Source organism: Flavobacterium sp. SLB02 (assembly GCF_009664855.1).
Taxonomy (GTDB): domain Bacteria; phylum Bacteroidota; class Bacteroidia; order Flavobacteriales; family Flavobacteriaceae; genus Flavobacterium.
In genome coordinates this window covers 2,614,153-2,628,985 of sequence record NZ_CP045928.1, presented here as the reverse complement: position 1 = coordinate 2,628,985, position 14,833 = coordinate 2,614,153, and the positions used below count along the sequence as shown (strand labels likewise).

The 14,833-nt window shown below is 37.1% G+C and carries 11 protein-coding genes; 10 read left to right on the top strand and 1 reads right to left on the bottom strand.

Annotation, left to right across the window (positions count from 1 at the left end; genetic code table 11):
- Positions 1-62: 62 nt before the first annotated feature.
- The 4 genes from GIY83_RS09955 to GIY83_RS09940 all read left to right on the top strand — a co-directional run bounded on the left by GIY83_RS09955 (position 63) and on the right by GIY83_RS09940 (position 5,085).
- On the top strand, positions 63-1,043 hold the full coding sequence (locus GIY83_RS09955) for a TlpA disulfide reductase family protein (protein WP_208686706.1): 981 nt from the start codon (positions 63-65) through the stop codon (positions 1,041-1,043).
- 201 nt (positions 1,044-1,244) lie between these two features.
- A complete protein-coding gene (locus tag GIY83_RS09950; protein ID WP_208686704.1) occupies positions 1,245-2,705 on the top strand; it encodes an amino acid permease in 1,461 nt (486 codons plus the stop codon).
- A gap of 63 nt (positions 2,706-2,768) precedes the next feature.
- Positions 2,769-4,262, top strand: a complete 1,494-nt coding sequence (locus tag GIY83_RS09945; RefSeq protein WP_208686702.1) for an aminotransferase class V-fold PLP-dependent enzyme — start codon at positions 2,769-2,771, stop codon at positions 4,260-4,262.
- A 379-nt stretch (positions 4,263-4,641) separates the two neighbouring features.
- Positions 4,642-5,085, top strand: coding sequence for a VOC family protein (locus tag GIY83_RS09940; RefSeq protein WP_208686700.1), 444 nt, complete (start codon positions 4,642-4,644; stop codon positions 5,083-5,085).
- Positions 5,086-5,267: 182 nt separating this feature from the next.
- Here the strand turns inward: GIY83_RS09940 and GIY83_RS09935 are convergent, their stop codons facing one another.
- Positions 5,268-7,898, bottom strand: a complete 2,631-nt coding sequence (locus GIY83_RS09935; RefSeq protein ID WP_229029272.1) for a T9SS type A sorting domain-containing protein — start codon at positions 7,896-7,898, stop codon at positions 5,268-5,270.
- 499 nt (positions 7,899-8,397) lie between these two features.
- On the opposite strand from GIY83_RS09935, the gene GIY83_RS09930 reads away from it, so the two are divergent.
- The 6 genes from GIY83_RS09930 (at position 8,398) to GIY83_RS09905 (ending at position 14,803) form a co-directional block, all read left to right on the top strand.
- A complete protein-coding gene (locus tag GIY83_RS09930; RefSeq protein ID WP_208686696.1) occupies positions 8,398-9,231 on the top strand; it encodes a universal stress protein in 834 nt (277 codons plus the stop codon).
- Positions 9,232-9,307: 76 nt separating this feature from the next.
- Entirely contained in the window at positions 9,308-10,357 is a 1,050-nt protein-coding gene (locus tag GIY83_RS09925; protein ID WP_194614896.1) for a beta-ketoacyl-ACP synthase III, read from the top strand.
- Between the two features lie 50 nt (positions 10,358-10,407).
- Entirely contained in the window at positions 10,408-11,502 is a 1,095-nt protein-coding gene (locus GIY83_RS09920) for a sensor histidine kinase (protein WP_194614895.1), read from the top strand.
- A 4-nt stretch (positions 11,503-11,506) separates the two neighbouring features.
- Positions 11,507-12,262 (top strand): LytTR family DNA-binding domain-containing protein, encoded by a 756-nt coding sequence (locus GIY83_RS09915; RefSeq protein WP_208686694.1) that lies wholly within the window; start codon positions 11,507-11,509, stop codon positions 12,260-12,262.
- A 170-nt stretch (positions 12,263-12,432) separates the two neighbouring features.
- Complete coding sequence (locus GIY83_RS09910; RefSeq protein WP_208686692.1) at positions 12,433-13,509, top strand: adenylate/guanylate cyclase domain-containing protein; 1,077 nt, start codon at positions 12,433-12,435, stop codon at positions 13,507-13,509.
- A 160-nt stretch (positions 13,510-13,669) separates the two neighbouring features.
- Positions 13,670-14,803, top strand: a complete 1,134-nt coding sequence (locus GIY83_RS09905) for an efflux RND transporter periplasmic adaptor subunit (RefSeq protein ID WP_208686690.1) — start codon at positions 13,670-13,672, stop codon at positions 14,801-14,803.
- Positions 14,804-14,833: the final 30 nt, after the last annotated feature.

Here is a 14,833-nt window from a genome sequence, read left to right as displayed (position 1 = left end):
TAATAGACCATTTTAATACTGGTTCGGGAATTTCTATGTCCAATTTTTAAAAAACAAACCCAATGAAAAAAATAGTAGTATTTCTAGCTTTATGCCTTGGCGCAACAACAGCCCAGGCACAAGACGCAAATGTGCAGCTAAAAGGAACAGTTGTCGATACCGTGGCCCAATATGTTTACCTGCAAAAGTTTCACAACAAGATGTTTACCACAATAGATTCGGTAAAAGTTACCGATGGAAAATTCAGTTTTAAAACGAAAGTTAAACTTCCTGAATTGTACGGATTAAGCTTAAATACAGCTGATTCACCACTATATATATTTCTTGAAAAATCTCCAGTTACGGTAAAATTAAGCCCTGTTAAGTATTACAGCACATCGGTTGTAGAAGGTTCTGCATCTCAGGATTTGTTTGATACTTACCGAAAAACAAAGGACATTGATATAAGTAAATTTATAACAGAACATCCTGGTTCTCTGGTTTCTTCCTATGTCTTGTACAGAAATTGGTCGTACAGATTAAGTCCGGAAGAGATCACAAAAAACATTGCGCTTTTAGATAAAAGTCAGCAAAATTCCACTTACGTGAAAGAACTTCAGGAACTTGTAAAAGTGCTTAACGGATTACAGGTGGGAAAAAAAGCACCGGATTTTGTCTCTAACGATCCCGAAGGAAAATCGGTTCGTTTTTCAGAAAACAATAAAGGATATACATTGGTAGATTTCTGGGCTTCATGGTGCGGACCTTGCCGAAGAGAAAACCCAAATATTGTAGCAGCTTACAAAGAATACCATGATAAAGGTTTTAATATCATCGGAATTTCTTTAGACAAAAGGAAAGAAAACTGGGTAAAAGGAATTCAGGACGATCACTTAGACTGGCTGCATGTTTCTGATTTATTATTCTGGAATAGTGCCATCGCAAAATTATACGGTGTAAGAGCAATTCCTGCCAATTATTTAGTCGATTCAAAAGGAATTATTGTAGCAAGAAATCTTCACGGAGACGAACTTCAGACTACGCTTAAATCACTTTTAAAATAAAGAACTACAAACCTGCACGGTTTTTAAAACTTTCGCAGGTTTTATAATTTGTAAAAACCGATTATTAAAACATCTAAATGTTAGAAAATATAGTTTTTCAAAACATTTTCTATCTGTTTTAGCATTAAACATTACCAGCAGAATAACGATTAAAACGCTATCAAAAAGCGAGGTAAACAAATTATTCTCAACAATAAAATTATGATATTAAAAAAATCAATAGAAAGATTAGTCTCAGAAAATGAGCAAAATGACGGAGCAGGATTAAAACGTTCATTAGGCCCCATAAACCTTGTCGCGCTTGGAATTGGCGCCATTGTAGGAGCAGGAATATTTTCGCTTACGGGCATTGTAGCAGCCGAAAATGCAGGACCGGCAGTTATTTTATCTTTTATTCTTGCAGCAGTTGCCTGTGCTTTTTGTGCATTATGCTACGCCGAATATGCCTCGATGATTCCGGTTGCGGGTTCAGCTTATACCTATACATACGCCACAATGGGAGAGTTTATGGCCTGGATTATTGGTTGGGATCTGGTTCTTGAATATGCGCTTGCATCGGCGACCGTGGCCGTAAGCTGGTCGAGTTATGCAACCAAATTGCTGGCACAGCTTCATATCAATTTGCCTTCGGAATTAACCAGTTCACCATTCGATCCAGTAAAACTAGCCGATGGCTCAACTTTAAGTGGCGGAATCGTAAATCTTCCTGCCATTGTAATTGTAGCCTTGCTTTCGTTGGTTTTGGCAAAAGGCACTAAAGAATCAGCAACGATGAACAATTTGTTGGTATTGTTAAAATTAAGCGTAATTGTGCTGTTTATTGTTTTAGGCTGGTCTTTTATTCAACAAGAAAACTACCATCCTTTTATACCTGAAAATACAGGAGAATTTGGCCACTTTGGCTGGTCAGGAATCATTAGGGGAGCCGCAGTGGTATTCTTTGGTTTTATTGGTTTTGATGCCGTTTCTACAGCCGCAAAGGAATCTAAAAATCCGCAAAAAGATATGCCAATTGGAATCATAGGATCGCTTTTGGTGGCGACTGTATTATACGTTGCATTTTCTTATGTTATGACAGGAATGGTTTCGTATAAAACCTTTATTGGCGATGCAAGTCCGGCGGCAACTGCTTTTGCGGTTACAGGATTTCATTTCTTAAATGGTGCTTTAATTATTGCAATTTTAGCAGGATATACCTCCGTAATTCTTGTCATGCTTATGGGGCAATCGAGAGTTTTTTACAGCATGTCTAAAGACGGACTTTTACCTTCTTTTTTCAGTGATATCCACAGCAAGTTTAAAACACCCTGGAAAAGTAACCTTTTCTTCATGGTATTTGTGAGCCTGTTGGCCGGATTGGTACCCATTTCAGATTTAGGACATATGGTCAGCATCGGAACCCTATTTGCCTTTTCATTAGTTTCATTAGGTATTATCATTCTACGAAAAACAAGTCCCGATGCAAAACGAGGATTTCGGGTTCCGCTTGTACCTTTTGTACCCATTTTAGGAATCGCAGTATGTGTTTTCCTAATGACAGGACTTCCTCTTGAAAGCTGGGAACGCTTATTTATCTGGATGGCCATTGGGATTGTTTTTTATTTTTTATACGGAAAACGACATAGCAAATTGAGAAAAGAGAAGGAACATTTAGATCAGTAATCTAAAAAGTTAAGCAAGAAATCAAAGTTTAAAAAAAGAAGTTAATTTAAAAATGAGATGGAAATGAATGTTATTGAGAAAACGAAACCAAGTCAGTTAGAGCGCTATTTTTCTAAGTTTAGAGGAAATACAATAGGAGTAAACCACACTTTCGAGTCGGCATATGGCACACAAAACTTATTGTATGCAGACTGGGTAGCCAGCGGAAGATTATACCTGCCCATTGAAGATATTATGCTCAATAAAATAGGCCCAATGATTGCCAATACACACTCTTTCTCGAGCGAAACAGGTAAAACGTCTACTTATGCCTACAATCATGCCAGACAATTAATCAAAGAGCATGTTAATGCTAACGAATCTGATGTTTTGGTGACAACCGGAACCGGAATGACAGCCGCGTTATCAAAACTACAGCGTTTTATAGGATTGCGTAATGCTCATAACAGAGTAAGTAATGAGTTGGATCAAGCTGATAAACCTGTTGTTTTTATCACCCATATGGAGCATCATTCCAATCAGGTTTCCTGGTACGAAACCAATGCCGATGTTGTGGTGGTACCTCCGGATGAAAATAATCTGACCGACCCAAAAATACTCGACGAATTGCTTCAAAAATACGCCAACAGAACTTTAAAAATTGGTTCGTTTACAGCTGCTTCAAATGTTACGGGAATCATTACGCCTTATCATGAACTGGCCAGAGTAATGCATGAAAACAACGGATTCTGCTTTGTCGATTTTGCTGCTGCGGCACCTTATGTACCAATCGATATGCACCCAAAAGATCCTAAAGAACAATTGGACGCCATCTTTTTTTCTCCTCATAAATTCTTAGGCGGGCCCGGAACCTGTGGCGTTTTGGTTTTTAATGAAAAGTTGTATAAAAGTGAGGTTCCCGACAATCCCGGAGGAGGAAATGTAAAAATCACCAACCCCTGGGGAATATATCATTACAGTGATTCAATCGAAGTCAAAGAAGATGGCGGAACTCCGGGTTTTCTGCAAGTCATGAGAGCAGCTTTGGCTTTGAAACTCAAAGACCAAATGGCCATCGAAAATATTAAAAAAAGAGAAAAAGAATTGCTAAATTTCTGTTATAGCGAGTTTCAAAAGATTCCCGGTTTGTCTATTCTGGGAGATCTAAAAACAGAAAGAATAGGTTGTGTTTCCTTTTTAATAGAAGACATTCATTACAATTTAATCGTCCGACTTTTAAACGATCGTTTTGGGGTTCAGGTTCGTGGCGGCTGGTCCTGCGCAAGTACATATGCCCATTATTTATTCAATATCAATGAGGCACAATCCAACAAGATAACTGAAGATCTTCTTCAGAGAAACCAAACCAATAAACCGGGATGGGTACGTTTGTCTTTGCATCCCATCATGACCAACAACGAGGTTTTATTTATTTCTGATGCCATAAAGCAAATCGTTTTGCATCATAAAGAATGGCAAAAAGATTATCAGCACAATAGTGCGACCAATGAATATGAAAATATTGTAAAAGAAGAAACGATAGAAAACGAGGTAAAAGAATGGTTTTGGTTGGAATAAATTTTCTATGATAAAAGGAAATCTTTTTTTAGGAGCTAATCTCGCTATACGTTACAATCTTTTGTGCCGAACACCGGCACAAAAGGATTTCCACTTCTATCGGGGCTAGGACAATCATTTTCATAACAATATTTTCCTCCAGTTTGTCATCCTGAGGAACGAAGGATCACACAAGGAACTCGACAAAGATTGGCGACGTTCTATACGTTATTTCTAGTGTGAGCTCTCCTTAGGTCGAGATGACAAACGGCGCGATAGCTCCAGCGGAGCGACATATCATATCATAGCAATGTATCTTAAAATGCGTTGGGATAAAATTATAGGCAATTAAACCAAAAACAATTTTTAAATCAGGTATTTACATCAAAAAACAATCACAATGAATAATATAATAGGATTTCATCATTTTGCGATTAAAGCACAGGATTTTGAAAGAACCGTGCAATTTTATAAAACCCTAAATTTTGAGGAAGTTCACAATTGGAGTCTACCCGAATTTAATCTGGAAAAGTGCGTAATGCTCAAAAACAAAGCATTCGATTCTTATATAGAAATATGTGACAATAACGCCGATTTTCCTACTCAGGGACGTAAAAGAAAGCAAGGAGATCCGTATGTCGAAAATTCACTTTTACATATTTGTTTTACTGTTTTGGATGCCAAAAAAGCGTATGATGAAGCAATCAAAAATGGCGCAAAACCATTATCAGCAAAAGAAACTTTAGAACTTAAAAATCATAGAAAAGCCGTAACTGTAAATAATAGTCTGGTGTATAGTCCGAATGGTGAAGTAATTGAATTTCTTGAATCTGTGGTATTTTAAAACAGTTAATTTCACGAATTAACACTAATTGGTTTGGGGATAATTTCACAAACTAAGCTGAGACATAAGTACAAAAAGTAAACACGAATTTCACGAATTAACACAGATTGCTTTGTGTAATAATTTCACAAGCATTAAAATTAGTGTCAATTAGTGAAATTCGTGTTTAAACTAAATAAAACTTATTTTTTGATAAATTTAAAGTTTTGGACTTTGTTTGCTGCGGTTGAAACTTTTATTATATAAACGCCTTTAGCAAGATGATTTACAGGTATTTCAGAACTGATCATATCTTCAGCAACAGTAGTCGTTTTCCAGATTTCTTTCCCCACTAAGTCGTACATAGAAATGGCAACAGGACCATTAATTGTATGATCAAATTTTATTTGGAAAGTATTCGTTGCCGGATTAGGAAAAACATAGTTCGTCGAAGCATTTCCCCAGTTGTAATTGGGCGTACTTAAAACCGGTCCCTGATAAATCGCATACAAAGCAGCATCGGCCTGAGGAAGCTGAACGCTTAATGTACCTTGTGTTGAACTTATTGTGCCCGAGTGTAATTCTTTTACGGTATAATTTCCGGAACCCAATCCCAGACGACTTAAATTAACATTGTTGGTAGTTGCCATATTACTGTAATTAAATACAGCCACATAAGTCACATTATTGTGGGTTGCCGAGAAAATATTAGCGGCATTATAACCCGTATTTCCGTCAGCCGGAAGAAAGTGCATATCAGCACGGGCAACATTCAGTACATCATTATTTTGTAAAAGAAGCTGCGATCTGGCTTTCCACGGACCTGTAGCAGAAAAGTCATCACCGCTTGTAATAGTCCCTGTAACAACACTGCTTAAAAGTCTAGCACGATTTTCGCCAATCGAAGCATTACCAAAAACCACATGATCAGCATCTAAAAAATCGTAGATCTTATTTTGCCACCAGCCATAAGTCGTACTATTTAAAGTATAATCAGTATCGCCGATACTCGTATACGCATCGCAGGCAATACGGCGAACATGCACAAACGGACCCGTTGCCAAATTTGGCGATATTGCCGCCTGAACAAGCATTTTTCCGTCAATTTCATCTACTAAAAATTTCATTCCTTCCTGGTATGCTTCCATACCTGTATGCAGCTGATTGTTGGCAAAACCATCTGCTTCGATACTGGCGTGAGTCAAAAAGTCGATTTTGATCATTTCAAATCCTGCTGCTTTAAAGCGGTTCATGAAATATCGAATTCTCGCTTTGGTTCCCGGACTTGTAGGATCCATGGCATAAGCGCCATCTAACTCAAGCGGACTTCCGTTCACTATTGTCCAACATTGGTTGTAGGTGTACGAACTTCCTTCTACAGGACGATTGTACTTGCCCCAGTCTACGAACGGAGCCCAGTAAATACCGGCTTTAAATCCTTTATTTTTGGCATAAGTAACAAACTGTGCGAGTTCATCATCCGACATATTATCCCAATACGAATCAAGATCGATAAATAGGGTATTGTCTTCGGTTTTGAAAGCTGGACAATCATCATGAAAAAAGTCTACCACAGCTTTTGCCTTCGTAAGATTAATATTCGATTGTATAGCGCCCCAGCTGTTCCAGCCAATAGGTTTTGGAGCCGTCCAGTCAAAAATATATTTAGACTGCAATGCTGCATTTGCTTGTGCAAATTCCTCCAGCCCCGTACGCCAGTCATCAGTAGCATTCAATAATACTTTTGGTGAAGCACAACTTGTTTGGCCCACATTTACCCAACCGTGTCCACGTTGATCTCTTGTAATATCGTTTTTTGTCCATCCTGCAATCACCGAAACATAGGCAGATGATGCACCACCGCCACTTACGGCAATACCGGTTTTCCATTTGGTATGCTCAACAGATCCAATAACCAAACCTTTACGATTTGTATTGTTATAAATATTGGTCACCTCAGAAGCAGTAAAATCGGCAGAGTTAAGTGCGTAGGCATTGTACCGAATCCATGCATCATTATCGTAAGGCACAAATAAAGCCCTGGTGTCGCCGCTGCCAAAATTAGGCGTTACCTGATAACTGGTTAATGGCGACATTTTATAAGAGTTAGAACCGTTTCCGGTAAGGACAACTTGTACGGCAACATAATTTTTATTGCTGTAAGCATAAAAAACCTGCTGCATTCCCAAAGTATAATTACCGCTTAAAGTAAAAATATGTTTGGTTCCGCTGCCAATATTATCTGTAAATGCTTCTGAAGTATAAATTGCCGTAGCATAATTACCACTCAGATACTGCTGATCGCTAAAAGCATAAGCCGATGCATTGGTAATTACGGTCGCGCCATTAAATTTTACATTATAGGTTTTCGTGCCTAAATTATAAACGATGCTATTGTTTGTACCAAAGGAAATTGTTTGTGTAGAAGAAGAACCAATTGGCGTTAACACAAACTTGTCTAAATTAGGTGCCCATGAACTGGTGTTATCCCAAAGCAGAGTAGTGGTACCGCTGTTAAGGTATACACTTACGTTTTTTGAAGCTGCTGTGCTCCATCCACCACTTGGCTCACACGGAATTGCAATAGTGGTCGCAGCACCTGCCGTTAACCTAATCGTTCTAGGATCACCTGTGCAGTAAAACAATTGCAGCTTGTACCAGCCTGTCGCGGCTACATTCACATTGACAGAAACACTGCTGTTACCACCTAAATTACCAACTATTTTTCCTGAACAGGAATCACAATTTTGTATGTCGGCATTATTGGTGCGCGTGCCATTTTCGAATTCATACGTTTGAGCTGAACTTACGATTGCTGTAAGAAATAACAGCATGGTAAGGACCTTTTTGACTGACGATTTTTGTTTTGTAATTTTTTCTTGCATAATAATATATTAAAATTTGTTAAAATGCAGTGCTATACTATACTGTGCTACAATGATAGTAAAAATATTGATATAATGTTAAAAAATAACCGATTTAATTGTTTTGTATTGTCTAATTTGAAGTTTGTGTATTGTAAGTGCTGTTATTTTGGTTAAATAAAAATTATGTTTTTCGCATTTGCTATTGGTTAATGCTTTAGAAAAACAGAGCGTTTGGAGTAAAGAGAAGGAAATTAAATTTTCGGTTGAATGGTTTTTGAGAAACGAAACCAGTTATAAAGTTTTAACTTCTGAAGTAAAAAAATATATCCTAATTAGTCGTAAATTTAAAGTTCGGTAGCTCAATAATACGTTTGGGAAGTAAATAATGCTTCTACAGTATTATTTTTAAAACCCCGAAAAGATTATTTGAGCACTTTTACCGGAATAATTGCTTAATAAATATCTTATGAATGTATCTCCAACTATTATAGCAGCAACAAATTTTTCGGCTATAGCCAATAATGCAGTTACTTATGCTGCCGGACTTGCAAAAAGTGCCAATGCCAGACTTATTCTCTTCAACTCCTTTCAGTTAGGTATTCACAGTGCCAATTCTCACATTAGTGCCGAAGCCATGCAAAAACAGTTAGATAAAGCTTCTGAAAGGCTGGAAACTTTAGGTAAAGACATTGCCAGTCTCTTTAATATCGAAGTAAGCTGCTTTTGCAGTTATTCGTTTTTAGAAGAAGAACTTTCATCTTTAATAGAGCTTAATAAAGCAGAACTTGTAGTTATGGGAATGGCGGAACGCTCTTTCGAACAGGAACTTATGGGGAATTCGACAACATCAGTAATCAAGAATTTAAATACGCCTGTGTTAGCTGTTCCTTTAAATGCCCGCTTTCAAAATATTAAAAAAATATTGTATGCCTGCGACACTTTAAGCTTTTTGTCTATCAAAAGATTCAGCTGGTTAAGAAGCATTGTTGGAAATCTGGGCGCAGAGGTAGAATTTTTTAGTGTAGATGCAAAATTAGACGATCTTAAGCAGGAACAAGACCGATTATTATTGAGTTCTACACTCGAAGAAGAGTTTCAACAGGTCAAATACCTCTATAAAACTGTTAAATCAAATGCAGTAATAAATGAGATTAAGAAGGAAATTAACATATATGATGCTGATATATTAGTAATGGTGCCACAAAAGTATGGTTTTTGGGATTCTTTAGTACATAAAAGCAAAACTAGAATTATGGCCGCAGGTTTAGACATACCGCTATTGTCTTTTCCAAATTTCTGACGTTATTTTGCAGTCTGCTTTTTCTCCCAAAAAAAACAGCAAAAAAAAAGATTCAAAATAACAAAAACAAATAAAAATGAAGGCAACAATTACAGCTATAGGAGGATTTGTACCAAACTCCATATTAAGTAATGAGATGATTTCAAGAATGGTTGACACAACTGAAGACTGGATAGTAAAAAGAACAGGGATAAAAGAGCGAAGACTGGCTACAGATGAAAATCTGGCAACATCAGATCTTGCTAGTGCCGCAATCGAGAATTTATTAGAAACTTATGAAATAGATCGTTTGGAAATTGATGGTTTAGTATTGGCAACTGCAACGCCGGATCATCTTTTGACTCCTACGGCAAGTAAAGTATGTGAACTAAGCGGATTTACAAATGCATTTGGGTTCGATTTAAACGGTGCCTGCAGCGGTTTTTTATACGCGTTAGAAATGGCGACTACCATGATCGAAAGCGGACGTTATAAAAAAGTGGTTGTAGTAGGAGCGGATACCATGAGTTCTATTGTAGATTATGAAGATCGGAATACTTGTATCCTTTTTGGAGACGGGGCAGGAGCGGTTCTTTTAGAAAAAACAGATTTAGAGTACGGAATGATGAAAAGTATCCTGCGTACAGACGGAAGTGGTACATCTGCGCTTTTAGTACCTGCAGGAGGCTCAAAAACGCCGGCAACGATGCAAAGCATTATACACAGAGAACATTTTATCAAACAAGAAGGTTCTTTTGTATTCAAAAAAGCAGTTGAGTCTATGTCAAGCGTTTCTCAGGATGCACTTGCAAGCAATGACTTAACCGTAGAAGATATTGACTGGGTTGTGCCTCATCAGGCGAATCTTAGAATCATAAAATCAGTAAGCGAACATTTGAATATTGGGATCGAGAAAGTAAAAGTAAATATCGATAAATACGGTAATACAACCTCGGCAACTATTCCGTTATGTCTTTGGGATTTTAAAGATGATTTTAAAACAGGTCAAAACATCCTGATAACGACTTTTGGAGCCGGTTTTTCATGGGGAGCGACTTGTATAAAATGGGGAGTAATGAGAGCGCTAAAAGCGGTTGAATCTTCAGCAAACGGAACAATATTAAAACACGATTTGATGTATCAATAAGATACTCAAATGTTTTTTTTATAATGCATATAGTGTCAATATAGTAGCTTATGGATTCAAATGTGCAAAATAAAACCAGAGGGAAGAATTTTTTCTATAAGTATTATAGGATTATTGTAATACCGGTTGTTTTTTTTCTCTATTTATCGTCGTATTATTTCTTGAATCCCTATCAGGATTTTGAACAAAATACATTACTGGTTTTAGACTGGACAGTTGACATCTTTATCATTCTGGTATATTGCGCCGTACTTACAGAGTTAAGTCTTTTTGTAGGCCGGAGTCTAAATTATTGGATCAGTTGGGAGCAAAAGCCTATTTTCAGGGCCTTTGCACAATTTATATGTCTTATCGCGGGGAATATTCTTTTAAATTATTCTTTTTCGCATTTATGGCAGTTTTTTTATTCCTGGACACCATTAAAAGAAAGCGAATTGGTACAAATATGGCAGTCAAATTTAATGGCTGCTATATTGTCTCTTTTTATCAGTTTCATTCATACCAGTATCTTTTTGCTGAACCGCTGGCGCGTAACTTCTGAAGAAGCAGCCGAGCTAAAAATTAAAGCTTCTGAATTGCAGGAAGCTGTTACCAGATCAGAGTTGGAATCTTTAAAACTACAGCTCGATCCTCATTTTATCTTTAATAATTTCAGTACACTTACAGAGCTAATTCACGAAGACCAGCAATCTGCCGCGTCATTTCTGGAGAATATTACGCGCGTATATCGCTATATGATTTCCAATCTCGATAAGGATACCATTTCGGTAAGGGAAGAAATCGAATTTTTAAATGCTTATTTTTATCTGTTAAAAAAACGTCTTGGAGAAAAAGTAGAGTTAAAACTGCAAATAGATATGACCTGTCTCGACCTTCATTTACCGCCTTTAACGCTGCAATTATTGGTTGAAAATGCTGTAAAACACAACAGTGCAACAATAGCAAATCCGCTGGTTATTGCTATTTATTCAGATGTTGGCGATCTAGTGGTACGCAATAATTTGCAGCCAACATCCGGTAAAAACTTTATTTCGACCGGAGTAGGAAATAAAAATATCGAGTTTAGATATAAAATTTTGTTTGACCGAATGCCCGTTTTTTCAGAATCTAATGGTTTCTATTGTGTGCGTTTGCCTTTAATTTAATACTATGAAAATTTTAATTATAGAAGATGAAAGTATCAATGCCAATCGTCTTAAAAGATTATTGGAAGAACTGGAGCCGGATTGCGAAATCCTGGATATAATAGATACTGTTCGGGGTGCGGTAACATGGCTGAATACGAATGATATGCCCGATTTAATTACCATGGATATTCGTTTGGCAGATGGTATTAGTTTTTCGATTTTCGAAGAAGTAAAAATCAATTGCCCCATCATATTTACAACTGCTTATGATGAATATGCGGTTCGCGCATTTAAGGTAAATAGTATCGATTATTTGATGAAACCAATCGAAAAAACGGAACTTGAACAGGCTTTAACCAAATTTAAATCGGTATCGAAAGTTAAAAATAATACCGATGATATTGCGGCAATCTTAAAGGGATTCATAAACAAACCTTCTTTTAGATTACGATTTTTGGTTACCTACCGCGATGGTTACAAAAGCATTGATGTAGCCGATATCGATTTTGTGTATTCAGAATTTAAAACCTCGCATCTTTTCCTTAAAAACGGCACTACAATACCCATTCCGCAAACCATGGAAGAACTCGAGGAAGAACTCGATCCCGACATTTTTTTTCGCGCCAACCGACAGTTTTTTATTCGTGCCGAAAGCATCAAATCGATTGCTAATTATTTTAATGCCAAACTCAAAATTCAGCTCAAGGCAGATCCTGAGCGTGAAGTGATCATCAGCAGGGAAAAAGCACCTTTTTTCAAGCAATGGATGGATCGTTAGAATAATTTTCAAAACTTCATTTTAGGCGGTATAACTTACTATTCGGTTCATTTAATCACCGTTTGGGTAATACTTTCCTGCATTTACCTTCATTACAGGTTTAATTTTGCTGTATATTATTTCGAATCAAAACGATCTTTTTGGTTTGAGTTGCATCAAAATTATCTTTAATGAAGTACTCCCTAAAAACCTTTTTAAAATTTAAAGAATACCTGCAGATTATTGCACTGTGGATCGCTGCTTTTTTGTTCTATGTCTTCATGACGTACAGCATGATCGATGATGCTTTTTTTATTACCCGCAAAATTGGTGTAAAGGATTTTTTGCTCTCAGAAATAACAGGAGCCTTAACGGTAGGTGTTTTTATGGGAAGCATTCTTTTTGTTTTACAGGAATTCGTCTATCCCCGGTTTTTTCATAATTACGGGATATTACTCACCACATTGCTTCGAAGTCTTTTGTTTTTAATAGTCTGTTTTTTGGGACTTTTAATCGTGCTCGAACTTAACAAAGTACATTATATCAGGATCAATAACTGGTTTGCCCTTCAGGTGAATGCAAAATGGCTGATTTGTTTTACAGTCTATTGTTTAATCGTTCATATTTTTATTACCCTTTTACAGGCTTTTAGCCGTAGGTTAGGAAGTAATTATTTTAAAAATCTTTTACGCGGCAATTATATGATTCCCGTTGTAGAATACCGGGTTTTTATGTTTTTGGATATGTGCTCTTCGGCCACAGTTGCAGAAGAAGCAGGGCATTATAATTACAGTCTTTTACTGCAGGAATGTTTTACAGATTTATCAGAAATATTAGTAGAGTATAATGCTGAAGTTTACCAATATGTAGGCGACGAGGCCGTGCTTACATGGAAAGTAAAAGAAGGTTTTAAAAGACAGCAATGTATCGAGCTTTACGAAGCTTTTGCCGTTCGTTTATTAGGAAAAAAAGAATTGTATAAGCGTAAATTTGGTTTGGTTCCAAGGTTCAAAGCTTCCATTAACGAAGGTCTTGTAACCGTTGCCGAAATTGGACAAATCAAAACCGAAATTGCCTATCACGGAGATGTCCTGAGCACCGCAGCGCGAGTTCGTGATTTATGCAATGATTACAAAACAAATCTTCTGATCACGCAGTCCTTTTTCGAACAATTAACTTCTTTTGATCAGGATAATTTTACAGCAATCGAAACTACCATTTTGCGCGGTAAAAAAAGACCTGTCACCATCTACAAATCTTTCGATTAAATCTTCTTTACAGTACTGTCAGCGCACTGTTTTTCTCGGTTGTTCTATTGTTCGTTTCAGCATCAAAAAAATACGGTTGGGTAAAGTTCCGTTCATTTAAGGGGCTTTTGGGTTGTTATTTTGTCATCAAATCCTATGTATTCATTAAAAGTGAAATAAAATGACAAAACAATTTTTTCAAAATAATAAAACACTCAGCAAAATGGTAGTTTTATTGATTATCATTAGCTTTTCTTCATGCGGTAAAAGTGGACCGGAAGGCGTAGCGCCGCCAAAACCTGAAGTAGATTTTTTTCAGGCTAAATCGATCACAGGCGAAGTAGAAAAAAAATATCCGGGTATTATTGAAGGTACTGTAAATGTTGACATAAAAGCGCAGGTTTCAGGTTATCTTGAAGCGATTTATGTTAAAGAAGGCGATTATGTTACCAAAGGCCAGTCACTGTTTAAAATCAAAGCAGATGTTTATGCAGAGCAGGTAAATAATAGCCGTGCAGCTTACAAAAATGCTTTGGCTAACCTTGCCAATGCCAAATTAGAAATCGAAAAGATCAAACCACTTGTTGAGGCAAAAGTATATTCAGACATGCAGTTAAAAACAGCGCAGGCCAATTACGATGCAGCATCAGCTCAGGCAGCGCAGGCAAAAGCAGCATTGGGATCTTCACAGCTTAACGCCGATTTTTCTTTGATAAAAGCACCGGTAAGTGGTTACATCAGCAGAATTCCTAATAGAATAGGAAATCTGGTTACTCCTTCAGATGTGGTCCCGCTTACGATTCTTTCTGAGATCAATACCGTTTTTGTTTATTTCTCTTTAAGCGAAGCAGATTATCTTGAATTTTCTAAAGATGCAAAATCAAACCAAACCGTTAGTTTAATCCTGGCGGATGACAGCCTATACGAGCATCAGGGAAAACTGGAAGTAGCCAGTGGTAATATCGACCGTACCACAGGAAGTATTGCTTTAAAAGCCGTTTTCTCGAATCCTAAAAAGCAATTGCGTTCAGGAGGTTCTGCCCGTGTAGTGCTGAATAGCAATTTAGCTTCGGTAATTACAGTTCCAATGGCGAGTGTAAAGGATATTCAGGATAAATTCTTTGTTTATGTTCTAAAAGAAGGTAACAAAGTGGCGATGGTTCCTATAGAAATTGCCGGCAGTGCAGGTACAGATTATTTTGTAAAAAGTGGCGTAAAATCAGGTGATAAGATTGCATTAAACAGTATCGATTTGCTTTATGATGGTGTCGAAGTAGTGCCAAAAACTGCGGCGAAACCGCAAACCAACAAATAAATTTTTGTTTTTAATATAAATAACATTTTC